Annotated in this window: 18 protein-coding genes; 14 read left to right on the top strand and 4 right to left on the bottom strand. The window is 37.3% G+C overall.

Annotated features, from left to right (window positions below; all coding sequences use genetic code 11):
* Window positions 1–186: 186 nt before the first annotated feature.
* A complete protein-coding gene (locus tag J7604_RS06235; RefSeq protein WP_293892713.1) occupies window positions 187–3,147 on the top strand; it encodes a glycoside hydrolase family 9 protein in 2,961 nt (986 codons plus the stop codon).
* 149 nt (window positions 3,148–3,296) lie between these two features.
* Here the strand turns inward: J7604_RS06235 and J7604_RS06230 are convergent, their stop codons facing one another.
* Window positions 3,297–4,304: a glycosyltransferase family 9 protein gene (locus tag J7604_RS06230; protein ID WP_293892710.1), complete on the bottom strand. Its 1,008-nt coding sequence runs from the start codon at window positions 4,302–4,304 to the stop codon at window positions 3,297–3,299.
* Complete coding sequence (polX, locus tag J7604_RS06225) at window positions 4,297–6,009, bottom strand: DNA polymerase/3'-5' exonuclease PolX (RefSeq protein ID WP_293892707.1); 1,713 nt, start codon at window positions 6,007–6,009, stop codon at window positions 4,297–4,299. Before polX ends, J7604_RS06230 begins: the two co-directional genes overlap by 8 nt.
* Before the next feature lie 145 nt (window positions 6,010–6,154).
* Here polX and J7604_RS06220 point away from each other — a divergent pair, with 145 nt between their 5' ends.
* From J7604_RS06220 to J7604_RS06175, 10 genes are all read left to right on the top strand, one after another.
* Entirely contained in the window at window positions 6,155–6,562 is a 408-nt protein-coding gene (locus J7604_RS06220) for an EVE domain-containing protein (protein WP_293892704.1), read from the top strand.
* Window positions 6,563–6,619: 57 nt separating this feature from the next.
* Window positions 6,620–7,162 carry a bifunctional pyr operon transcriptional regulator/uracil phosphoribosyltransferase PyrR gene (gene pyrR / locus J7604_RS06215; protein ID WP_293892701.1) on the top strand — a complete coding sequence of 181 codons (543 nt, stop codon included), beginning with the start codon at window positions 6,620–6,622 and terminating at the stop codon, window positions 7,160–7,162.
* Between the two features lie 2 nt (window positions 7,163–7,164).
* Window positions 7,165–8,091, top strand: a complete 927-nt coding sequence (locus tag J7604_RS06210; protein ID WP_293892698.1) for an aspartate carbamoyltransferase catalytic subunit — start codon at window positions 7,165–7,167, stop codon at window positions 8,089–8,091.
* 327 nt (window positions 8,092–8,418) lie between these two features.
* Window positions 8,419–9,786: a cystathionine beta-synthase gene (locus tag J7604_RS06205; RefSeq protein ID WP_293892695.1), complete on the top strand. Its 1,368-nt coding sequence runs from the start codon at window positions 8,419–8,421 to the stop codon at window positions 9,784–9,786.
* A 250-nt stretch (window positions 9,787–10,036) separates the two neighbouring features.
* Window positions 10,037–13,483, top strand: a complete 3,447-nt coding sequence (locus J7604_RS06200; RefSeq protein ID WP_293892692.1) for a pyruvate carboxylase — start codon at window positions 10,037–10,039, stop codon at window positions 13,481–13,483.
* Window positions 13,484–13,893: 410 nt separating this feature from the next.
* The gene (locus J7604_RS06195) at window positions 13,894–14,706 is read left to right on the top strand and encodes a hypothetical protein (RefSeq protein ID WP_293892689.1); all 813 of its coding nucleotides are present in this window, start codon (window positions 13,894–13,896) and stop codon (window positions 14,704–14,706) included.
* Entirely contained in the window at window positions 14,699–16,471 is a 1,773-nt protein-coding gene (locus J7604_RS06190; protein ID WP_293892686.1) for a T9SS type A sorting domain-containing protein, read from the top strand. Before J7604_RS06195 ends, J7604_RS06190 begins: the two co-directional genes overlap by 8 nt.
* Window positions 16,472–16,863: 392 nt before the next feature.
* Window positions 16,864–17,568 carry a (d)CMP kinase gene (gene cmk, locus J7604_RS06185; protein ID WP_293892683.1) on the top strand — a complete coding sequence of 235 codons (705 nt, stop codon included), beginning with the start codon at window positions 16,864–16,866 and terminating at the stop codon, window positions 17,566–17,568.
* Between the two features lie 8 nt (window positions 17,569–17,576).
* Window positions 17,577–18,473, top strand: coding sequence for a 4-hydroxy-3-methylbut-2-enyl diphosphate reductase (locus J7604_RS06180; protein WP_293892680.1), 897 nt, complete (start codon window positions 17,577–17,579; stop codon window positions 18,471–18,473).
* A gap of 4 nt (window positions 18,474–18,477) precedes the next feature.
* Window positions 18,478–19,041 (top strand): DUF502 domain-containing protein, encoded by a 564-nt coding sequence (locus tag J7604_RS06175; protein WP_293892677.1) that lies wholly within the window; start codon window positions 18,478–18,480, stop codon window positions 19,039–19,041.
* A 103-nt stretch (window positions 19,042–19,144) separates the two neighbouring features.
* On the opposite strand, the gene J7604_RS06170 is transcribed toward J7604_RS06175, so the two are convergent.
* Complete coding sequence (locus J7604_RS06170; RefSeq protein ID WP_293892674.1) at window positions 19,145–20,506, bottom strand: ATP-binding protein; 1,362 nt, start codon at window positions 20,504–20,506, stop codon at window positions 19,145–19,147.
* Between the two features lie 187 nt (window positions 20,507–20,693).
* On the opposite strand from J7604_RS06170, the gene J7604_RS06165 reads away from it, so the two are divergent.
* Both J7604_RS06165 and J7604_RS06160 read left to right on the top strand, forming a co-directional pair.
* The gene (locus J7604_RS06165) at window positions 20,694–23,360 is read left to right on the top strand and encodes a DUF4157 domain-containing protein (protein ID WP_293892671.1); all 2,667 of its coding nucleotides are present in this window, start codon (window positions 20,694–20,696) and stop codon (window positions 23,358–23,360) included.
* A 3-nt stretch (window positions 23,361–23,363) separates the two neighbouring features.
* Window positions 23,364–24,239 (top strand): hypothetical protein, encoded by an 876-nt coding sequence (locus tag J7604_RS06160; RefSeq protein ID WP_293892668.1) that lies wholly within the window; start codon window positions 23,364–23,366, stop codon window positions 24,237–24,239.
* Window positions 24,240–24,277: 38 nt separating this feature from the next.
* Here J7604_RS06160 and J7604_RS06155 read toward each other — a convergent pair whose 3' ends face one another.
* Complete coding sequence (locus J7604_RS06155; RefSeq protein ID WP_293892665.1) at window positions 24,278–24,829, bottom strand: hypothetical protein; 552 nt, start codon at window positions 24,827–24,829, stop codon at window positions 24,278–24,280.
* 426 nt (window positions 24,830–25,255) lie between these two features.
* Here J7604_RS06155 and J7604_RS06150 point away from each other — a divergent pair, with 426 nt between their 5' ends.
* On the top strand, window positions 25,256–25,720 hold the full coding sequence (locus tag J7604_RS06150) for an SRPBCC family protein (protein WP_293892662.1): 465 nt from the start codon (window positions 25,256–25,258) through the stop codon (window positions 25,718–25,720).
* Window positions 25,721–25,826: the final 106 nt, after the last annotated feature.

Here is a 25,826-nt window from a genome sequence, read left to right as displayed (position 1 = left end):
CTTAACCCGTGGCAACGCGGGTTTTTTATTTTCATTTTTTTGATAGACCCTTCTGATAAGATCTTAATTATCAATTAATAAATATAAATTTTACAATTATTTTCCGGTAGGTTACAATTCCTATTGAAATAGTATATACAATATGGTATTTTGCCTAGATTCTATATACTAAAACCAATTTTGGAAATGAATAGACCTTTATTAGTATTATTAATTTCAATTTCCCTCTTTGCGGTAAACCTTAGCGTAAAGGCTCAGGGTTTTACTACTCAGGATTATAAAAAGGCCTTATGGATGACTACCAGAATGTATGGAGGGCAAAGATCTGGTGAGAACAACTGGCTTGTTTCTGGTCATTTGCCTTCAGGAGTTTCAGAAAGCCTGAGAGGAAAATGCTTTTCAGAAGACAAAGATACCGATGGATATGACCTATCTGGGGGCTGGCATGATTGCGGTGATCACGTAAAATATGGTCAGACTCAGTTTTATTCAGCATATATGTTGCTTAAGGCATATGCAGAGTTTCCAACAGGGTATGATGATTATTATTCCTATACATATAACGGATACAAAACGGCTGGAGACTGGTCATGGGAAGGAAAAAAGCATGATCCGAATGGTATACCGGATATTCTTGATGAAGTAAAACATGCAACGGACTACTTTATTAAATGTACTAGAAATGCTACTACATTTTATTATCAGGTGGGCAATAGTAATTATGATCATACAGAATGGGTCACAGCAGTTAAAATGCAGACTTCTGCAGTAAATAAAGGTGGCCAGCAAAGACCAGTTTATAAAAATCCAAATGACGCTTCAATGGCCTCTTTTTGTGGAGCCACACTGGCTTTGATGTCAAGAATGTACCGCCCTTTTGATCCTGCTTATGCAGATTTGTGTTTTCAGCATGCCCTATTTGCTTATACCTATGCAAAGGCACACCCGGGAACAGCTGCAACAGGAGAAGGAGGATTTTATGGAGCTAACGCAACTTGGAAAGATGACTATGCTACTATGTGTGCTGAATTATTTTGGGTAACCAATACTGAAAGCTATAAGACAGAAGCATTTGCATTTACTATTGCAGCCAACAATGCCTCTGGCTATGATATTTCAGGAAAAACTTATGGCTTTGACTACGAAAATAACGGAGACATAGCTATTTATAATTTAGCCTTGTTAGGTCGAACAAATGCAAAATCTACGTTTGGAACAATTGTTAATAGTTACCTTACAAATGTGCAAGCCGATGGCCAGTTTGCCGGAGGAAATACAAGTTGGGGGCCCCTTCGTTATAATGCTAACACTGCCCTTATGGTGGCTCTTTGGCAGAAATTGAACGGAACAGATGCTACTCCTCACAAATTTATATATGATAATATCGACTATATATTAGGAAAGAATTCAGCTAATTTGTCATTTATAGTTGGTTTTGGAGCAAAATCGCCATTGCATCCACATCATCGAAATCTATTTTTAAGAGATGATAATCCCACTGATGCAATAAAAATGACATTACCAATTCCTGCAAAAAACAAACAAGCTGGCTATATGGTGGGAGGAACCAGAAATGCGGGCAGCTTCAGTGATGATCTTGTTAATGTTCTTCATACAGAAGGTGGGATAGATTACAATGCTTGCCTTGTGGGTGTCCTTGCTTTTATCAATTCAAAACTTGATCCTGTAAATACTGCAAAGTTTGGTAAAACTACTCCTGATCTTGGTGCAAATCAATCTATCTGCGGCAAGACAAATATTGTGCTTGACTCAAAAGTGGCAGTAGACAATGTAAAAACATTCACCTGGTACAAGGATGGGACAGTTATCTCAGCTGCATCAAAAACTCAAAACAAGTTAACTGTCACTCAGGCTGGGGTCTATAAGTGCAGACTTGATTCCCTTACATCATGGTTTACAGAAGGCAGTGTTGAAGTTCTTGGAGTCCTCCCGACAATCACTCTTGGCGCTGATCAGGAACTATGCAGCCAAACATCTGTAATATTGGATCTCGGCACTTCCGGAGCTGGAATAACTTATAGTTGGACAAAAGATGGAAAAACAATCGGTGGAGCTACTGCTCAGAAATATACTGCAACTGAGGCAGGAACATATGTCGGAACAATCAGTGCAACAGGTTGTACATCAAAATCAGATAATGTTGTAATCACATCCAAACTGCTGAGTGTAGTAAGTGATACAATTTGCGAATCAGGAAATGCCAATCTTAAAGTAAACGCAACAAGTGGTGTTTATGACTGGTATGCGGCTTCAACAGGAGGAAGCTCACTGGCTACAGGATTAACTTATAGTCCTAGTATTACTTCATCAAAAACATATTATGTTCAGGATGGCAATTCCGTATCAGCTACCGCTGGCCCGTCGTCGACATCCAATACTCTTACGTCTCCTCAAAATGCAGGAGCTGTAGGGATCAGATTTACTGCTGCAAAAGCCTTCACAATAACGCAGCTCAAAGTATTACCTTTTGTCTATAGCTGCAATAGTGGGGATTTAGTTACAATAACATTTGACCTGAAACAAAATGGAACTACTATAAAAAGTTATACTCCTGCAGGTGTAGCATGTACAGGTGCTCAAAGTGGTACACCATTTAATACTTATTATACTTTTAATTTCTCAACACCAATTGAAGTCCCAGGCGCTGGAAACTATGAGCTCACTCCTTCTGCTGGTAATCAAATGGTATGGTTTGACAATGGAGCAAACTTCTCAACAATGGATGCCGCTGGAGTGATGGATATCACAGATGATACAAGGGATGACAAAACAAATTCTTTCCCTGGTATTTTTGATATTAAGATTCAGGCTGGTAATGCTTGTGCGAGAACACCGGTTTATGCAGTTATCGACGCTCAGAATGTTAAGTGCCAGGTTGTTGCGTCAATCGAAGGCTCTGTTTCAAATAAACTTATGATATTCCCTAATCCTTCGGCTTCTGAGTTTGTAATTGACGCACCGGAGAATTCAATGATTAGGGTTTATGATGAGCTGGGAAGAATGGCATTTGAATCAAATTCTAATGGAAAAACTGCATTTGGAGAATATCTGACACCAGGCTTCTACCATGTGGTTCTCTTCCATGATGGAAAGATGATTAATTCAGGAAATATTATAAAGCAATAAGTCCTTTAATTCTTAAAAGCAGAAAGAGCCTTTGATTTTCAGATCAAAGGCTCTTTTTATTTGTAAAATAAAAATTGTCACTGTAAGTGAATTATTTATACTTCTCAGCCGTTATATAATTGGTTGTGCGCAGCCGAAAGTTAAGGTTATTAATTCGGGAAGGCTCGGGAAACCGGGTTTTCCTGTTTTTTTATTTCTTCAAATCCATATTTGAGATTCAATTCATTCATGCATTTAAAATGTCCCTTAGGGCAATTTTTGTAGCCAATTTTTGAACAAGGTCTACAGTTTATAGAATTATTTTCAAGAACATGATATTTAGTTTGATAAGGATACATTCCGAATTGTGGAACCGTATTCCCCCAGATTGAATAAATCTCCTTTTTGAAGGCAGATGCTATATGCATCAATCCGGTATCATGACTTATTACAAATTTTGATTGTTGAAGGAAAGAAGCTGACTGGTTTAAGGAAAGTTGTCCACTCAGATTAATAACTGAAAATGGCAAATCTTTGCAGGCTTCAGCAACTGAATCTCCCATTGTTTTATCCTCTTTTCCCCCTAAAAGAATGAGAGGCATATTTTGGAGAGAGCATGCTTCTACAAGTTTGTGAAGAGGAAGTCTCTTGGTCGCATGTTGTGCACCTATCGCAAATGCAATATACTTGTCAGGTTCCAGTCCATAATTCTGAAGGTTGACAATGTCTTTGGATGGAACGAAATAATCAAGTCCTTTTGCATCATTGGTTATACCTAGCTTTTTAACCGTCGACATGTACCTGTCAACAATGTGTACAGGAGGCAAGACATCCACTTTGAGATTTACCAATAGCCATTTTTTGAAGTTGAGTTTATCAAAAGTAAATGACTTTTTCCCTAGTCTCCATTTAATGATGGACGTACGAAGATTGTTGTGAAGATCAATGACATAATCATAATTCTCTCTCTTCAGTTCTTCGATCAGGTTGTTTAACGATTTATCAAGGTAAAATACCTTGTCTATATAGGGGTTGTCTTCAAAGAGGATTCTGAATTGACTTTTGGTACAGTAATGTACTTCTGCTCCGGAAAGTTGTTGCTTTAAATTTCTCACTACCGGGGTAGTAAGCACTATATCGCCTATAGAAGAAAATCGTAAAACCAGTACTTTAGGCATTCGTTGAAATCTTAGAGCTACTTTTCTTTTTATTGAAATATTGTTCTGCTTCTTGCACACTGAGAGCATTAAAAGTCATTTCCTTTGTCAGGCCTGCTTTTCTTCCTACATGCACTCCATAATGCATATCCAGATATCCTTCCATTTCATGTGCATCAGGATTAATGCTGATCATGATGCCTTTCTCCAATGCATATCTTACCCATTTCCATTCCATATCCAATCTTCTAGGATGTGCATTGATTTCAATGATCACATTATTCTCTGCACAGGCATCGATTACTTTCTTATGATCTATGGGATAGCCTTCTCTTTTAAGTAACAATCTGCCTGTCGGGTGGCCTAGCATTGTTGTATAAGGATTCTCTATCGCTTTTATCAGTCTTTCGGTTGCTTTGGCTTTATCCATTTTCAAATTGGAGTGGATAGAAGCAACAATAAAATCAAAAGATGCTAACACCGAATCTTCATAATCAAGGCTGCCATCATTTAATATGTCAGACTCTATGCCTTTGAATATTTTGAATGGTGCTAATTTTTTATTCAGCGCATCGATCTCTGCATGCTGCTCGGTAATGCGGAACTCTTGTAATCCGTTAGCATAAAAAGCGGATTTGGAGTGGTCGCTGATTCCAAGGTATTCAAATCCAAGCTCCTTGCAATACATGGCCATTTGTTCAAGCGTATGAACACCGTCACTATAGGTGCTATGATTATGCAGTGTGCCTTTCAGATCATTGTAGGAGATGAGTTCTGGAAGTCTGTTTTCTCTAGCTTTTTCTATTTCATCGTATCCTTCACGAAGCTCAGGAACGATAAATGGAAAATTCAAGTGGCTGAAAATCTCCTGTTCATTTTTAAAGTCTTTGGAAGTCAGAAGCTGAAATAAATTGGTAGAATTTCCCAGATCAGTTTTAAGATGCGAAGGAGATGAAGAATTCAGATATACAAAGTTACCGAAGCGTTCTTCCGGACAGATTTTTATTTCAACCTTTACCTCGGTTAAAAAATCTTTGCCTCTCCATACAAATGGTCCTGATGACTTTATATTTTGCTCAAGTGATTTAATTCCACTCAATGCACTAAATACTTTCTGAGGTTGGTTTTCTCCCACAATAAGCTGAATGGTGTCCAATGTTTCAGCTTTTCTTTGAATATCTCCTGCTAGGGATACTTTCAGATTTAGTGCAGCAAGGTCTTTTTCAAGCTTCAAAGCAGTAGCTTCGGCTTCAGCGTACATCCATCTGTCTTTTTGGGCAGAAGCAAAAAGCAACTCCTTCTTTATGCTTTCCTGGGTTTTTTCACCGAAGCCTTTCAGACTGGCAATTTTATTTTCATTACAAGCTTCAAGCAGTGCATCTGTGGAAACAATATCAAGTTCTTTCCAGATGCTGCGTACTTTTTTAGGGCCTATGCCTTTTATGTTCAGGATATCAATGACCCCTTTTGGAGTTTGAGCTAATAAAGAAGATAATTCGGGGAATGTACCCGTAGCATTCAAATCCTGAATTTTTCCGGCAATACTTTTTCCGACACCTTCAAGAGAAGCAAGTTCTTCTAATGAAAGTCCGGCTAAATCGCTGGAGATTTTATCAAGATTATATACCGCATTTTGATATGTTCTGATCTTGAAAGGATTTTCCTCATGAAGCTCCATTAATGAAGCCGTGAGTTTGAAGATGTTGATAATTTCCTGATTGCCCATTAATTCAAAATTAAAATAAAAATGAGGAGAAACCAATGAAGGTTTACGCTCATAAATGTTTTTAAAGGAATTAGGGTTCCATTCAAAAGATTTTCTTTTGGGTTTAAAGGAAAAGATTAATTTTGAATGGAAATTTGTGAACTAAATGAATCACTGGCTAGTAAAATCAGAACCATTCAAATATCCCTTTGAACAGCTTCAGAAGGATAAATCAACATTCTGGGACGGGGTAAGAAATTATCAGGCTCGTAACAATTTGAAAGCCATGAAAAAAGGAGATCTTGTCCTTTTTTATCACAGTAATGAGGGTAAGGAAGTGGTAGGGATCGCAAAAGTGCTTAAGGAATTTTATCAGGATCCGACAACGGATGATACCAATTGGGTAGTAGTGGATCTTGGTCCTCATAAAAAGTTGAAGACTCCTGTTACCCTTGAAACGATAAAGGCGGATAAGATACTGGGAAACATGAGCTTAGTGAAACAGTCAAGGCTTTCTGTAACGCCCGTAAAGAAAGAAGAGTTTGACAGAATTCTTGAATTATCCGAGAAATAAAAATCTTATAATTTTTCGAATAAAATCAGTTCATTATTATCTTTGAAAAATTTTTAAATGGAAAAAAGACTCATCATCGGTACCGAACGTCTTTCAATAACGATCGACAGGCTTTGTCATCAGTTGATTGAACTTCACGGTGATTTTTCCAACTCTGTTATTCTTGGGATACAGCCAAGAGGTGTAAGCTTTTCCGAACGTATTCAGAGAAAACTTCAGGACATTCTTCAAAAAGATGTAAAGATTGGTTATCTGGATGTTACTTTCTTCCGTGATGATTTCAGGAGAAAGGATAATCCTTTAAAAGCCAATGCTACAAAGGTTCCATTCCTGATTGAGGATAAAAACGTAATTCTTGTAGATGATGTTCTTTATACAGGAAGGACTATCCGCGCAGCTATGGATGCCATGACTGCTTTCGGAAGACCGAGAAAAGTTGAACTACTTGTACTTGTAGACAGAAAATACAGCAGAGATCTTCCAATTCAGCCTAATTATATCGGTGTAGAGGTCGATTGCCTTGAATCCGAAAAAGTATTGGTTGAATTAAAGGAAGAAGGATTGAAAGACGATAATATTTGGTTGATTAATAAAACCTAACAATGCAGCATTTAAGTGTTAAGCACCTTCTTGGAATAAAAGACCTCACCAGAGAGGACATTAATTTAATTTTAGATACTGCGGGAAATTTTAAAGAAGTAATTAACCGACCTATCAAAAAAGTACCTTCTCTGAGGGATATCACTATTGCCAATATATTTTTCGAAAATTCTACCAGAACAAGATTATCTTTTGAGCTTGCAGAAAAAAGATTATCTGCTGATGTTATAAATTTTTCATCATCATCAAGTTCTGTGAAGAAAGGCGAAACATTACTGGACACCGTCAATAATATCCTTGCAATGAAAGTGGATATGATAGTGATGAGACACAGCAGCGTAGGCTCTCCTCATTATCTTTCAAAGCATATCAAAGCAAAGATTGTCAATGCCGGCGATGGAACTCATGAACATCCTACTCAGGCTTTGCTAGACGCATTTACGATAAAAGAGAAATTCGGTCATGTGGAGGGGAAGAAGGTTTGTATTTTCGGAGACATCCTGCATTCAAGAGTAGCGCTTTCAAATATTTTTGCATTACAGAAGCTAGGAGCCGAAGTAATGGTTTGTGGTCCAATCACTCTCCTTCCAAAATACATCAAAGATCTTAATGTAAAAGTAGAACTGGATCTTAAGAAAGCTTTGGAGTGGTGCGATGTAGCAAACGTTTTGAGAATCCAGCTTGAAAGACAGACCATCAAATATTTCCCTTCTTTGAGGGAGTACTCTTTATATTATGGGATTAATAAATCTTTGTTAGATTCTCTTAACAAAGAAATAATGATCATGCACCCTGGACCTATTAATAGGGGAGTGGAGTTGTCAAGTGATGTAGCAGATTCCCATCATTCTGTGATCCTGAATCAGGTAGAAAATGGTGTGGCGGTGAGAATGGCAGTGCTTTATCTTCTGGCTGGCGCTACAGAGTAATAAAGCTGAAAGCGAAAAGCTTAAAGCAAAAAGTGAAATAAAAGTTTACTTTAAACATAATAGCTGATTTTCCTGGTAGAATAAAATAGTACGGGTTGAGTTACTGCAACAAAATATCTATTCCGAATTTATTTGAAAGTCACTCCGCCAATTCATAAAACTTATTACCTAAAACTTTTAACTTTCCACTTTTAACTTTAAGCTTTCCGCTTTAAGCTTTTCGCTTTCCCCAAACTTAACTTCCCTAAACTTTGTTGAAATACGGGTCTGAAATTTTGTTTCAAAGATCTTATTTCTAATTTTGACAAAGGCAAACTTTAAGTTTTTATGTACTACTCTTCAATTATTCAGGCGATAGGAAATACTCCATTGGTAAAGCTTAACAAAGTAACCAAAGGAATAAAAGGGACAATACTCGTTAAAGTCGAATATTTTAATCCCGGAAATTCTGTAAAAGACAGAATGGCTTTAAAAATGGTTGAAGATGCAGAGAAAGCAGGTATTCTGAAACCAGGAGGAACCATTATAGAAGGAACTTCCGGAAACACAGGAATGGGACTTGCGCTGGCTGCTATTGCAAAAGGATACAAGTGTATTTTTACCACTACTGATAAACAGTCAAAAGAGAAAGTTGACGTATTGCGTGCACTTGGAGCAGAAGTTATCATTTGTCCAACAAACGTAGCTCCTTCTGATCCTAGATCTTATTATTGTGTTGCCGCAAAATTGAATAAAGAAATACCAAATTCGTTTTATCCAAATCAGTACGATAACCTTTCTAATACAGCAGCTCACTATGAAACAACTGGTCCTGAGATCTGGAGTCAGACAGAAGGAAAGGTAACGCATTTTGCTGCCGGTGTAGGAACGGGCGGTACGATGTGCGGTGTGTCTAAATTCCTGAAGGAAAAGAATTCTTCAATCAAATCAATAGGTATTGATACTTATGGCTCTGTATTTAAAAAATACAAGGAAACAGGAGTGTTTGATGAAAATGAAATTTTCCCCTACGGAACAGAAGGTATAGGTGAAGACATCCTTCCGAAAAATGTTGACTTCAGTCTGATCGATCAGTTTATTAAAGTTACTGATAAGGATGCAGCTGTAATGACAAGAAAACTAGCACGAGAAGAAGGATTGTTTGTTGGCTGGTCTAGTGGTTCTGCGGTCTATGGAGCATTGGAGTATGCAAAAGAGCATTTTACCGATAATGATGTGATGGTGGTAATCCTACCAGATCATGGTACAAGGTATCTGGCTAAGATTTACAATGACGTGTGGATGAAAGATCACGGATATCTTGAAAGCCGTAGTTTTGCCACAGCAAAAGATATCATTGCAGAACAGAAAAACGGAAAACTTATTACGATAGCTAAAAATGACAAAGTAGGAGAGGCGGTGAAAATTCTGAACGGAAAAGGCATTTCTCAGATCCCTGTAATAGACGGCGATGCTTTCGTTGGAAGTCTTACGGATTCTAAGGTACTGAAGAAATTAATTGAAAACCCTGGATTGAAAGATCTAACAGTAGGCGAGGTAATGGAAGCACCATTTACTTTTGTAGGATTGGACAATACAATAGACGTGCTTTCATCCTTAATAACGAAAGAGAACACAGCCCTTCTGGTTCGCGATGAAAAGAATGATGTGAGAATTATCACTCAGGCAGATTTGCTTTCTGCAATGGCGAGATAAATTCTTCAAAAGAAATATTACTAGTTGTTTATGCTGAATTATAAAAAGATTAATTCTTTTCGTAGTTCAGCATATTTTTTTTATAAAGAAACCTTATTAAGAGCTCGATCATTATAAAGAAAAGCATTTTAAGTCCGCATTGATATTGTTTTTTTATTATTTTTGAATGACCCAACAAGGACGCTTGCTCTTTCTGTCCTGGTCAATTCAGAAGTTTAAAATTTTTCAAACTTATTAATCTTCCTGTTCAATGAGTCAACTAAAGAAATTAGAAAAGTTACTGGTTGCCAATCGTGGTGAAATCGCTATCCGTGTCTTGCGCGCTGCCTCTGAGCTGAAAATAAAAACCGTAGCGATTTATACTTATGAGGATCGTTATTCTTTGCATCGTTATAAAGCGGATGAAGCTTATCAGATCGGAAGAGATAATGAACCGCTAAAACCATACCTTGACATTGAACAAATCATTCAACTTGCGAAAAGACATAGTGTAGATGCCATACATCCTGGCTATGGCTTTTTATCAGAAAATGTAAATCTTGCAAGGAGATGTAAAGAAGAGGGAATTATCTTTATTGGCCCGGAACCAGAGGTGATGGAAGCTTTGGGAGATAAAGTCTCTGCCAAGGAAATTGCTATCAGCGCGGGTGTACCGATCATAGAAGACAGTAAGCAAGATTTATTATCTCTTGAAATTGCCCAGAAAGAAGCCCATCGTATAGGATATCCTTTAATGATGAAAGCAGCGGCCGGAGGAGGTGGAAGAGGGATGCGCGTTATCCGTGATGAAAGTCAGCTTGAACGGGCTTACAATGAAGCCAGAGCCGAATCGCTGAAGGCATTTGGAGATGATACGGTTTTCCTTGAAAAGTTTATAGACAGGCCGAAGCACATAGAAGTGCAGCTCATGGGAGATAACCATGGGAATATTGTTCACTTGTATGAAAGAGATTGCTCTGTGCAAAGAAGATTTCAGAAAGTTGTAGAGGTGGCTCCATGTCCTGTTTTGAAAGAGGAAACTAAACAAAAGATCTACAATTATGCCCTTACAATTGCACGACATGTAAAGTATAATAATGTTGGTACCGTCGAGTTTCTTGTGGATCAGGATGAAAAGGTATACTTTATAGAAGTAAACCCTCGTATCCAGGTTGAGCATACGATTACTGAGGAAATAACAGGAATAGATATCGTCCGCTCTCAGATCTTGATTGCCAAAGGACATAAGTTGTCAGATACCTGCATCTATATATCCAGACAGGAAGATGTTAAATGCAATGGCTTTGCCATACAGTGTCGTGTGACAACAGAAGATCCTGCCAATGGCTTTAAACCTGATTATGGTACTATCATTGCCTACAGAAATGCAGCAGGTTTTGGTATTCGTCTTGATGAAGGAAGTTCTTATCCGGGAGTAAAAATTTCTCCTTTCTTTGATTCTCTATTGGTGAAAGTATCTGCTTCCGGTCGGACTATGTGGGGAGCATGTGAGCGTCTGAACCGCACACTTAGAGAATTCAGGATTAGAGGAGTAAAAACAAACATAGGATTTTTAGAGAATGTTATTTCTCATCCTGAATTTATCAAAGGACATGCTACTGTAAAGTTCATAGAAGAACATCCTGAATTGTTGAATATCAAAAATATTCAGGATAGAGGTACTAAGACGCTTAAGTTCCTTTCCAATGTAATTGTGAATGGAAATCCTGATGTGAAGTATGTGGATGAAAAGAAAACATTCAGAACCCCACAAATTCCATTTTATGAGAAATACAGTCCATATCCTGATGGAACGAAGCAGATCCTGACAAACAGTGGTCCGCAAGGACTTGTCAATTGGCTGAAAGATCAGAAGGCTATTCAGATTACCGATACTACTTTCAGAGATGCCCATCAGTCATTGCTGGCAACAAGGGTACGTACCAAAAATATGGTGGAGGTAGCGGAAAGTTTTGCAAAAAATCATCCTCAGGTTTTCTCCATGGAAGTATGGGGAGGAGCAACATTTGATGTGGCGATGAGATTCCTTCATGAAGATCCATGGCAAAGACTGCAGCTGATTCGAGAAGCGGTTCCGAATATTCTGCTTCAGATGCTCATCAGAGGTTCCAATGCTGTTGGATATAAAGCTTATCCAGATAATCTGATTGAAAAATTTATAGAGAAAACCTGGGAGAGTGGTGTAGATATCTTCAGAATTTTCGACTCGCTCAATTGGGTAGAGGCGATGAAGGTAAGTATCAAAGCTGTGAAAGAGAGGACAGGAGGTATTGCTGAAGCAGCAGTTTGTTATTCCGGCGATATTCTTGATCCGGAAAATAAGAAGTACACTTTACAGTATTATCTTGATATGGCAAGACAGCTTGAAGACCTTGGTGCACATATTCTGTGTATTAAAGATATGGCAGGTCTGTTAAAGCCTTATTCCGCAGAATTGCTTATTAAAGAACTGAAGAAAGCTGTCAGCATTCCAATACATCTCCATACACATGATACCTCGGCTATCCAGGCAGCTACTTACCTTAAAGCTGTGGAAGCAGGAGTAGACATCATTGATGTGGCGATAGCATCGATGTCAGGATTGACTTCGCAGCCAAACTTCAATTCAATAGTATCTATGCTGAAAGGGCATGAACGTGAGCTTAAGTTTAACATGCCAGCATTGAACCAGTATTCAAGTTATTGGGAAGATGTCAGAGAGTTTTATTATCCGTTCGAATCCGATTTGAAAGCCGGTACAGCTGAAGTATATGAAAATGAAATTCCCGGAGGACAGTATTCAAACCTGAGACCTCAAGCAGAGTCATTGGGCTTGGGCGAGAAGTTTGAAAAAGTAAAGCAAAATTATGCTTTGGTCAACAAGATGTTCGGTGATATCATAAAAGTAACGCCAAGCTCAAAAGTTGTCGGTGATATGGCTTTATTCATGACATCAAATAACCTGACAGAAAAGGACATTATGGAAAGAGGTCAGTATTTGTCTTTCCCTGAGTCAGTAGTAAGTTTATTTAAAGGAGAAATAGGACAGGCGTATGGTGGATTTCCTGAGAAACTTCAGTCTATCATTCTTAAAGGGGAAAAGCCATTTACGGAGAGACCTAATGATCATTTGGCCCCAGTTGATTTTGAAAAGGAATTCGAGGCATTTCAACTACAGTTTGGGAATACATCCTCTTTCCTGGATTTCCTTAGCTATAAGATGTACCCAAAAGTATTCGAAGGGTATGCAAAACATAGGGAGCAATACGGTGATGTAAGCAACATACCAACACTTGCTTTCTTCTATGGACTAAAAAACAATCAGGAGATTCTTGTCAAGCTGGGCAAGGGTAAGACAATTATTGTGAAAATGATGTATTGTTCTGCAGCCGATGAAAACGGAATGAGAACTGTATTTTTTGAACTCAACGGACAGACCAGAAATGTGCAGGTCAAGGATAATACCATTAAAGTAGCAAGACCAACCCACAAGAAAGTAGAAACAATCAAACAAGTGGGGGCCCCGTTGCAGGGCAAAATCGGACAGGTAATGGTAAAGGTTGGTGATTCAGTCAGAGAGAATGCACCGCTGTTTGTGGTTGAGGCTATGAAAATGGAAACTACCATTACTTCAAAGATGAATGGAAAAATTAAAGACATTCACCTTCCCGAGGGTACAATGGTGGAGCAAGATGATATGGTTATTGAACTTGAATAGAAGGATTGACTGATGTTTTAAACAAAATACCAATGAATCATATTAAAGGACATAAATAACTACAGGCTTATGAAAAGAATAGTCGTATTAATTTTTTTAGTTTCATTTTTCGCAATTTCGTGTTCTTCCGGACACAAGAGTCAGACCTGGGCTCCCAAAAGCGGTAAAAAAATGAAAGGCGGACATAATAGAAGGTAACTGTATATTTGTTCTTTTTATGGCGAAACTTAAATACCCCTCATGAGGGGTATTTTTTTTGAGAATTCATTCACCTAAATATATTAATCCGTATAAAAGCTCTATCATATTATCGGCTATTGGTAGAAATTATTTGTAAAAATGATCTATAAAATATGCCAAAATTTTAGATCTGAATAAATTTTCTAATGCTTTTTTAACTAAAATTTAAAATGAAAAAAATCTACTTTTTACTAGCAATTTTAATTGCTTTTGGAGCTAAGGCTCAGGAGAATGCCTGGATGAACTTTACATTTGATGAAGTCGCTCACCCGTTTAAGTCCCGATCGGAAAGTGAAGAGTCTCAAACCGATATATATGGAAATGTCTGGGCTTTAACTAAAGATGCATTGCTAAAAATTAAAGGCACAGATACTACCCGTTATGCCAACTTTCCGGTAATTGCTAATTCAAATACAATGGCAGTCTCCCTTGCCATAACCGGAGAAAAAGTTGCTTTCAGTTATTATGGCTATAGGTATGAGGGTGGAACAATGAAATATACAAATTACCTTGGCTTTTATAACGGTACTGATTTGGTGTTTTATTCTGAAGCATATTTTGGAGGGGATTCAGTTTCCTCATCTGCATTTGGGCAGATTAGACAAACAAACAAATATATCTGGATTGGCAAAGGTGATAAACTTATCAGGTTTGATAAATCAAATAGCAGTAAATTCTATCCTAGCAATGATAGTCAGCTTTCGACGACTTTAATGGGTCCTGTTTTCCTGCAAAACAATCCTGCCAGTGTTATTTTAATGAACAAAGGTGAAGCTTATGTTTTTGAAGATACTAAGGACGATTGGGAAAAGCTGTTACCAGCAGATTCTCCCATGGGTACTTTACTGCCAGCGAGTGGAATTTTATATCTAGCCGGGAAGAATAAAGTATATTGTTATTCTGACAATACCCTTCAATCATTTGATGCGCCGATAGCTTCGTTAGGAGGGCAGTTATTCAAAGGGATTTGTGTTAGTGAGTAACGGAAAAGTATTTGTAAGATTTTTTGCAGATTTTTCAGGGAACAATGAAGCTTATAACCTAAGATTTGATGAAAGAAGTCCGCTTAATAATGCTTTTCTTGACAATGGAACATTGATACTAAAATATACAACTGCAACATCAACCGAATCAATTTACTTTTCTCTAACGAAAGACGAACTGAAGTTTGAAGAAACAAGAAGCTCTTCCCTTTACTCTTTCTTATATAAGAAAACAGAGGGCCAAAAGCTTTATCATTACATTGAGTTTGATCAGACAAAGTCAATGCCTGTTAGCGTTGTTGTAATTAATGATGATGACACTATCCACATTACTTTGCCTAACCCTCTTCAAAATTTGAACGGAATCGCTGGTGATAGCAACTATATTTGGCTTAGAAGTACAACGGGAAAAGATTCAATTTTTACAATTTGGAGAATGCGCAGAGACCAGAATATTATTAAAGGAATTATTTACTATGATACAAATAAGAATGGAATTCAGGATGCTTATGAGTTCGGAGTTAGTAAATACCCTTTAAAAATATACCCTTCCGGCATTACAGTTTTTCCTGACAGGAATGGTAACTTTTCTTTTGCTGGTTCTGTGGGGGAGAGATATACAATGGAAATCCCGGCCCAAAGCGAATTTGACTACATTTCTACAACACTACCCTATACTTTCCAAAATTCAGGAGAAAATAAAATAGGTATTACAGTAGCTAATCCTATATCCGAGATTTGCACGAATTTCTTTACGCCATGGCCGCGCTGTGAGACTATAGGGACGGGATCAATAAGGGTTGAAAATACTGGCTTTAAAGGGATAGAACTGATAAGGCTGACTCTAATTGGAGATCCGCTGACTGAAATCAATTCCCTTGATGCTATATCCAAAAAATCCGATGCACTCATATTTCAAATATCTGAATTGTTACCTCTTGATTTAAAATTAATACCTTTTGAAATTCATTTTCCAGGAGGAGACAAAGTGGGAGAGATATTGAATTTTAAATTGATTACCGAAATATATTCCAACGAATCAGTTGTTAGTACAACTTATGATAATATAAACTCGATAGTTCGCTGCTCTTTTGACCCTAACGATAAATCAGTAACACCTGCAGGTGTTGGTGAAGATCACCTTACTGAAAATAACTCTCCATTGAGTTATATGATTCGATTTGAGAATACAGGTAATGATACAGCTTATACTGTTATAGTGTATGATACACTTGATTTAAATTTAAATCTATCAACATTTAAAGTTTTAGGATCTTCCCATCCAGTTATCACTGAAATTTCTAAAGAGGGAGTCGTGACTTTTCATTTTGAAAAGATAATGCTTCCGGATAGTAAAACAGATAAGGAAAAAGGACATGGTTTTATAAGGTTTTCGGTCGAACCTAAGAAAGAATTAAAAGAAGGGGATATAATTAAAAATAGTGCAGGAATTGTGTTTGATAAAAATTCGCCGATTTTGACCAATACAGTTTTCAATACTTTTACTGTGCCTGTAGTTGCTTCAGTTCAGGAAAAATTCGAAAAAGAACAATTCTTATATCCAAATCCAGCCAAGGATATTGTTTATTTCCGAACAGATAAAGAATCAGAGGTTTATGTTTATGATTTCACAGGAAAAATGATTCTGCAAAATAAATGTACTTCCATTACTACAGCAGATTGGAATGAAGGTCTTTATATATTCAAAGTCGTAAATTCCAAAGGGGAAATTCAAGGAATAGAAAAAGTTCTCATCACCAAGTAAAGAAATGAATTTGGAAAAAGCCTCAGACATATCTGGGGCTTTTCTATTAAAAATCATCTACCGAGTATTTTATTTGGCCTGTTTAATTTCATAAATATTTTACATCGTATATTATTTTGCTCAAAGGCCAATGTATGGTTTCGTTTTATATCAGTTAAAATGAAAGCTTAAATGGTATGTGGAGTTGAGTTGATCGCTCTTGTTTTTTGTAAATATTTACATTGTTATATAGTTGTAAATATTAGATATTCAGTTTGTTATTAGTTTTGGTGCTATAAACTCAAATCCAAATTATTTTGTTGGAATAGTAATTTAAAAGGTTCCGAATTTTAGGTAAAAAAACACCGATAAATTCTATTTGCATAGTGACTACAATACTTTATATTTACTAAATGAAGAAAATTATCATAGCAATAGATGGATACTCTGCTTGTGGTAAAAGCACTACGGCTAAGATAGTTGCTTCCAAATTAGGATATGCCTATATAGATACGGGTGCTATGTACAGAGCTACTACCCTGTATTTTCACGAACACTATGTGAATATCACGGACCCGAAAGCGATCCATAAGGCGCTTGAAAATATCCACATCACTTTTGTTTTCAATCCTAAAACAAACAGGAGCGAAACTTATTTGAATGGTTTAAATGTGGAAGATGAAATCCGTAAAATGTATATTTCCGAAAATGTAAGCGAAGTAAGCGCCATCAAAGAAGTCAGAAAATACATGGTTGCACTTCAGCAAAAGATGGGAAAGAAGAAAGGCTTGGTAATGGATGGAAGAGATATCGGAACTGCTGTTTTCCCTACCGCAGAATTAAAGATATTTATGCAGGCAGACATGCATGTTAGAGCATTTCGCCGTCAGCAAGAGTTATTGGAGAAAAAACAGGTAGTCGGAATAGAAGATATCATAGAAAATATCGCTAAAAGAGATCATCTTGATACTACCAGAGAAGAAGGCCCGTTGAAAAAAGCGGAAGAAGCTTACGTGCTGGATACCACTCATATGACTGTTGATGAACAAGTAGATTTTGTGATCAATCTTTCGGTTGGAAAAATGATTGAAAGCCATAACTCGATTATAATTAGTTAATTAAATACATGAACGTTACGATAGATAAAAATTCGGGCTATTGTTTTGGAGTTGAATTTGCCATTCAGATGGCAGAGGATGAAATGGATCAGGGAGGTGAACTCTATTGCCTGGGAGATATCGTACACAATGCTATGGAGGTAGAGCGCCTCACTAAAAAAGGTCTGAAAGTAATTAACCGTGAACAGTTAAAAGAACTGCGCGATTGTAAAGTTCTTATCAGAGCGCACGGTGAACCTCCGGAAACTTACCAGCTTGCACTTAATAACAATATAGAATTGGTTGATGCTTCCTGCCCTGTAGTTTTAAAGCTTCAAAACAGAGTTAAATCTGCATTTGATAAAATGGAAGAAGTGGAAGGCCAGATCGTTATTTACGGTCAGGAAGGTCATGCTGAAGTGGTAGGATTAACCGGACAAACAAAGGATAAAGCCATAGTTGTTACCAAAGAAGAGGATCTTGAAAAGATTGATTTTTCCCGCCCAGTAACGCTGTTCAGCCAAACCACCAAAAGTACCAAAGGATTTTATAGGATTTCTGCCCTTATCGAGGAAAAAATGAAGGAACAAAAGGGAGCAGAAGTAGTTAACTACGATTACAATGACAGCATCTGTCGCCAAGTGTCAAACAGAGAACCTCAATTGCAGAAGTTTTCCAAGGAACATGACGTAATAGTGTTTGTCAGCGGGAAAAAAAGCTCAAACGGCAAAGCCTTATATTCCGTATGCAAGGCTGAAAACGATAAAAGTTATTTCGTAGAAAACGAACTTGAACTGGATCCCAGCTGGTTTAAACCTTCTTATTCTGTCGGAATCTGCGGAGCAACCTCAACCCCAATGTGGCTTATGGAAAATGTAGCCACCTTTATAAAAAATATATTCGCTGAGACAGGAACAGCTTCCTGACCTTATGAAAAAGTTTCTTAGATATTTCCTGCAGGGTTTACTATTCGTAATTCCCTTATTCTTCACGGTCTACGTATTGGTAGTATTCATCAGATGGGTAGATAACTTTGTGCCTTCATTATTTGAGGCCCACCTCTTCCCTGGATTGGGAATTGTTATCGTTGTTTCAGTAGTGACGATTATAGGCTATCTTGGTTCCACGCTGATTGCCAAACCGGCCTTTACTGTTTTTGAAAACTTCCTCTATAAACTCCCTCTCATCAATCTTATTTATTCATCTACGAAAGATGTGGTTGGTGCTTTTGTGGGAGATAAGAAAAAATTCAGTCAACCAGTGATGGTTAGAGTAAATAAAGATTTTGAATTTTACCGTTTGGGATTTATTACCCAAACAGATCTTAATGTAATTAACTTACCGGATAAAGTAGCAGTATATTTTCCTCATTCGTATAATATCTCGGGTAATCTTTTTATTGTGCCGAAAGAGCATATTACGATTGTGCAAGCACCGAGTTCAGAGATTATGAAGTTTGTGGTGTCTGGTGGGGTTTCGGGGTTTCATCATTGAAAGAAAAAATAGGAGGTATCGACCTCATATTCAATTTAAATATAAAGCCCTCCAATGTCTTAAACATTAGAGGGCTTTATAATTTTATATCTAATATGGACGACTACGACGTCTTCCCATCTTTCCTAAACTCTTTTCTTATCCCGTTGATCAGATCTTCAGCAGTGATCAAATTTGAATTTCTGTTTAAAGCCATTAATGCGCAATAACGGACAATATTGATAATCGCACCTCCAGCCAGCTCATATTCATAAGCTATCTTTTTAAGATTGACTTTTTCGCTTAATTCAAACTTATCAGTAAAGGCACTTTCCCAAAGCTTCAATCTTAGCTCAGGACTTGGCATTGGGAAGTATATCATGGATTGAAAACGCCTTGAAAAAGCATCATCTATGTTTGATTTAAGATTTGTGGCGAGAATTACAACTCCAGGGAAGTCTTCTATTCTTTGCAAAAGATAAGAAACTTCCTGATTGGCATATCTGTCCTTAGCGTCCTTCGTCTGAGTACGCTTGCCAAATAAAGCATCTGCCTCATCAAAGAATAATATCCAGTTTTTATTTTCAGCAAGGTCAAAGATATTAGCAAGGTTTTTCTCAGTCTCACCAATGTACTTGGAAACGACCATTGACAAGTCGATCCTGTATACGTCCAGTTTATTTGATTTACCTAATAGAGATGCAGTAAGTGTCTTCCCGGTTCCAGGAGGTCCGTAGAATAAGGTTCTGTAACCTCTTTTAATAGTTTTGCCGAGGCCATAATTCATTAGTAAATCATCGCCATGTCTGATCCAGGCTGTTATTTCATTGACTTCCTCAAGTACTTCAGGAGCAATGATCAAATCATCCCAGTTCATTCCGGTCTTTAAAAGCGTTGCGGGAAATGAACTATTGAAATTTGGCTTGTATCCTCCTCCGGAAAGGATAAAGGAAAGTTGCTCCTGAGAAATTTTGACCTCTGTATCTAAAAAAGAATCTTCAGATTCAGGTACGAAATTGATGATATTATCAAACCTCATTCTTGAAGAAGGTTTGAATATATCAATAGCTTTTAATCTGTGGTATAATTCATTTCCGGCAATAAGGAAAATATATGTTTCAGCAGTTGGCAGAAACTTATTCGCGGGACTAATTTTTCCTCCGAATTCAGTAAATATCCTGCCGTCAGAATTTTTAGTGAAAAAAGCATCCAGAATGTTAGGCTTCAGGTGCGGAGCCAATGCAAGAAGTACGAGCACCCTTTCACTAAAAGTGAAATTAAAATGCTTTACAAAATTAACATAAAAGGATGTTCTCTCTTCCAACTCCGGCGGTTCGGGAAAACAGGCTTCAAGTCCGGACTCACCTATATGTACACGAACCCTGTATTCTATAAAAGTTTTAAACCACATCAACTCCTTTTCAAGGACCTCACAATTCAATACCGCCTGTGGTTTGCTTTTTTCCGCTATGCCTGGAATACTCATAAAAGTGTTTTAAAAATTAGCTATACGCTGAACTCAATAAATTTAGTTAAAAAAATATGAAAACTAAATCCATTAGCGAAAAATACCTTTCAGAATGGAAAACGGAGTTAATTTCCATGTATATTGGCTTAAATCCCCTTAAATAATTATTTTCAACTGTTATTCTTTTGATATCTAACTATTTCTGATGAAAATCCATAAGAAAAATACTCAACAAGTTTTTCAGGATAAAGCGAGTCCTAACAAAGGATCGTCACCTGCTCAAATGGCTCCCGTTCAGAAGATGGATGCTAAAGGAGAGGACGAACTTCAGATGAAGAAAGGGCCTGTTCAGATGATGGAATCTCCTGAGATGGAAGAAGAGGACGTTCAGATGAAAAAGGGACCTGTTCAAATGATGGAATCAGCCGAAGAGGAAGAAGAAGAGTTGCAGATGAAGAAAGGCCCAGTTCAGATGATGGAATCTCCTGAGATGGAAGAAGAGGAACTTCAAATGAAGAAGGGGCCTGTTCAAATGATGGAGTCATCAGAGCAGGAAGAAGAAGAGTTGCAGATGAAGAAAGGCCCAGTTCAGATGATGGAATCTCCGGAGATGGAAGAAGAGGAAGTTCAAATGAAGAAAGGTCCTGCACAAATGATGGAGTCAGCGGAGCAGGAAGAAGAAGAGTTGCAGATGAAGAAAGGCCCAGTTCAGATGATGGAATCTCCGGAGATGGAAGAAGAGGAAGTTCAAATGAAGAAAGGTCCTGCACAAATGATGGAGTCAGCGGAGCAGGAAGAAGAAGAGTTGCAGATGAAGAAAGGCCCAGTTCAGATGATGGAATCTCCGGAGCAGGAAGAAGAAGAGCTGCAGATGAAGAAAGGTCCAGCACAAATGATGGAGTCAGCGGAGCAGGAAGAAGAGATACAAATGAAGAAAGGTGCCGAAACTTCAAATGTTGCTGCTCGTTCTGAAACATCGGGCAATCCAATGCCTCGCGCTGTGAAAGGTAAGATGGAAGCAGCCTTTAATGCGGATTTTTCCAATGTTAAAATACATGAAGGCAATAAAGCAGCATCTATGGGTGCACTGGCTTATGCGCAAGGGGAAGATATTCACTTTGCCCCTGGAAAATACAATCCAAATTCTACAAGTGGTCAGGAGCTGCTTGGGCATGAGCTTGCTCATGTAGTGCAACAGAGAGAAGGCAGAGTAAAAGGGACAAAACAGGCAAAAGACACTTCTGTAAATGATGATCCGGCTTTAGAAAATGAAGCTGATGAACTTGGTTTTCTGGCAGCTCATTCTCTCGAATCGGAAGAAGAAGAGAAAGTGGTTGAACCATCACAACCTGAATATATAGTAAGTACATGGGGTGCCAACGTACTTCAGGAAGCCCCGCCGCATAAGCCTACAGGAAAACAGATTCCAGTAGGTGAAAGGCTTACACTTTTAAGCAAAGATGACAAAGGAATTGGTAAAGTGAAAATCCAAAGTACAGGAGAAGAAGTTTGGACTTCCACATCTAAAATGGCTGAGGTGAAGCTGGAAATAGAAGATCAGTTATACAGAGTGTCAAAGGATGGTACTAAAATTTATCCAAGTCCATTCAGTACTAAAGGAGTAAGTGTTTCACTTACGCAAACCCAATACCTTAAAATACGCGAATCCTGTGGGAAATTTGTTAAGGTTGAGGTCTCCTCAACTCAATGGGGCTGGCTAAAGAAAGAAGACTTACTCCATAAGCCTAAGGACACAGAAGAGAATTTTGCATCATTCACTGAAATTACTGATTGGACAACAATTGATGAAGTTGATGAGGAGACATTTAAAAAAATAGAGGCGAACAGAAGCGCTGTTAATGATAGGACAGATACTGAGACTTATGGAAAAGGTGGCGGGAACGTATTAAGCAAAAGCGGAAAGGGATATATGTATACAGGTAAAAATCTATATGATTCGCCCGTTACAGGTTCATCTGAAAAAGATACAGACGTTAAAACTTCTATAAATACTGAGCTGAAGAGAGAAGGTGGTTATTCTTCCATCAATACCTGGGATGGGCAGGTATTTACTTATGGCCGTGGTTTTGCAACAGGCGGTTCTCTTGTAAAGTTACTTAAGATTATATTGGCCAAAGATCCAAAGTATAAAAATATTTTCCTCCAGGTGGGAATAGGTATAAAAGGAAATGACATTGTGGTGGTCGGAAGTGATAGAAAAGTCACGGCAAACGATGAATCCAAAAAGGCTTATGCTGCTTCTCAACTCATTCGATCTGACGCAAGATTACAAAGCTTTTTTATTGAGCTTGGTGAAAAGAAAGAATATGGTCAGGATGTCGCAGATGCACAGGTGCAACTGCTCCAAACAAGTGGTGCATTTAATTATCCTTCTTACGTAGTTGATACGGAAAATAATACTTATAAAGATAACTGGAATGCATCATCCGTAAGGTTGATGGCTCACCTCAAACATTGGGCTCCTGGAGGTGCTACCTGGAACACTACAGACTACAGCGATACCAAAGGTGACTTGATGCAGGTGATTTATAAATACGTTACCGAAACTGCAAAAAAATCTGTGTTTGTTAAAGCTACTCATTTAAACAATGTTATAGAATGGTCTACTTCTTTGCTTGTATTAAGTAAGCTTAAAGAATTTTCGGAGCCGCAAGGAATAGGTTATTCTACATTTATTTCCACTTATAACGATGACTATTATAAGGATCTTGAAATAAAGGATAAGAAGGTATATTTGAAGGGTGAGAAAAAAGTATTAAGCAATGCTATAATATTAAAGGATGGTGGTAAATACAGAATTGTAGTGCCGATGGGGGATAAGCTTGATGCACATTTAACCGAAGAGAAATAAAGAATGTCTGAATTGAAATTTCTTATGGTTTTGTTTATTGTATGCTTAAAGGCATCAATGGTTGTCGGGCAGAATAATAACGACCTTCCTTCTGAATCAAGGATACATAAAGATCTTAATATATTCTTTAGAAAGTATTATTCAAAGCAGTTTCTTGATCCTAAAGTATATCAGACCAAAGATTTGGAAATGGTTTCATTTGATTATGAAAGTGAAGATACATTAAGGCCAGATCAGATTTCAATTCAGAAGTTTCCCGGATATTTTATGGATACTTTATCTCGTGAATGCCTTGCTCTAATCTTCCCCGCAAATAGCTATCCAACTGGTCCTATCTGGGGAATTCCTTATGCGATGCTGTTTGTCTATAAGTATCAAAATAATAAATGGGCACTCAAATATGTTGAGAATTTTTATGGAAGACTTGAACTTATATCATTTAATAAGAATAACAAGCTTAATCAAATACATGTAAATATTGATTACTGTAATCAAGGTCTTTGTCAGTGGCTTACTGTTATAGCTCATTTCCAAAACTACAAGTTGAATACACTCTTCTATGATAATTCCTATAATGATCTTATGTCGCTGGCTTCAAGGATTGAGGCTAAAGACGAATATCTCACCAATCCTCTTCGTGGAGATACTTTAGGAAAAGAGGTTCATCTGGATGATATCAAGGATTTAAATGGAGATAATATAAATGAGATTGTTATGAAGGAAGAAATTACTTTGTTTAATACAGTAAGGAAAGATGGTTTGTATTACGAAACATTAACAAGAAGAAAAGTATATCAATATATCAATGGTAAACTTAAACTGACAGAAGCTTTTCCATATATAAAAGAAGAGTTAAGCTATCAGTTCAGTAATGAATAGCCGGATGAATATCGATTAATTCACCCGGCTTATTTTGTTTATTTTTTTACATCATCTTCGTCTTCGAAATCCTCATCATCGAAGTCCTCTTCATCAAAATCTTCTTCATCAAAGTCTTCATCTTCATCAAAGTCCTCGTCTGCATCTTCATCACTTTCTGCAATTTCAAGTTCTTCAAAGCTATCGGCGATAGTCTCTCCTTCAGAATCAAGATATAAAACAACAGAAGGACTTTCTTCATCTCCGCTCACATCTAATAGAAGGAGACCAGCATGCCCCATTTCTGCATAGCTATCGATGTTGTGAGAGAGACCCAAAATTCCAAAAGGAACCCATTCTTTATTCTCAACTTTTTCAATGCAGTCGTCATCCATGTAATAGTCATAAATGTCCATAAGGTCGCTACCGTTATGACTTAAAAAATCGCTCATCTGAGCTTCAGTCATTCCCTTAGTCTTTGCAATAATTTTGTCGTGTTCTTTTTCTAATTTAGCCCAGTCGAAAACATGCAGGTTTTCATCTTCATCATTGATGATCACTGTTAAGGGCTTTCCAACAAAGGGTTTTAACAACTTTGATATAGCTTCCATTTTCTGTTAGGTATTTTTTTTGCGTAATGATAATAAATATTTTACAATCTGGAATTTTTTTGAAAAGACTTTTCCTCTGTTATATTTTATTAGCTTTTTGTAATGAATTGTTGTTTAAACTTTGTTCTGATATCCAATCTTTTATTTAAGGTTCTCTTAAATAAGTGAAATTATTTTTTCAGTAATGCCACAGACATAATAATGTCATCCGCTTTTCTTTTCTTTGGAATTAAATTTTAATAAGCCAAATTAATTCTATCCAATTATTAACCTTTGGCTAGGAACATCATAGATTAATCACTTTCTTTAATTTAGAATTCTTTGAAAAGCTGCATCTGAAATTATTTTTATTTGGTTATGAATATTCCCCAAAAATCAGTTGTAGTTTTTTTAATTAAATTCACATAAATCTTTATTCAGAATAACATGGCAGAATTACAGGAAACTTATGTGTCTTCTCCCGACAGAGAGGTATTAAATGTCAGAATTGTAAAAGCATCTAGAGAGCAAGTATTTAAAGCCTGGTCCAACCCTGAATATTTAAAGAGATGGTGGGGACCTGAAGGTTTTGCCAATACGTTTAATGAATTTAATTTCCAACCCGGAGGTAAATGGTCATTTGTTATGCATGGTCCTGATAAAAAGGACTACCCTAATGAAAGTGTTTTTGTGAAAATTGAAGAGCCTGGTCTGGTCGTATTGAATCATATCTCTCAACCAAAGTTCCAAATAGAAGCAACTTTTGAAGCAATATCTGTTAGTGAAACAAAAGTCTATTTCAGGATGATCTTTAAGACTCCGGAAGAATGTAATAAACTAAAAGGTTTTGTGACCGATAAGAATGAAGAGAACCTTGACCGATTGGGAGCAGTTTTGAAAGATATAAAATAGCTGTTTTTTTGATTGATGGTTATCGATAATAAAATAGACGGACTCCCAGCAGTTACTAAAGTTTTATCTATTATTCCTATGATGATTGGAATAGGTTTGATAATGG

Origin of the sequence: Sporocytophaga sp. (assembly GCF_017745095.1) — a bacterium.
In the GTDB taxonomy this organism is placed as follows: Bacteria; Bacteroidota; Bacteroidia; order Cytophagales; family Cytophagaceae; genus Sporocytophaga.
This window is presented reverse-complemented; position numbering and strand designations above follow the sequence as displayed.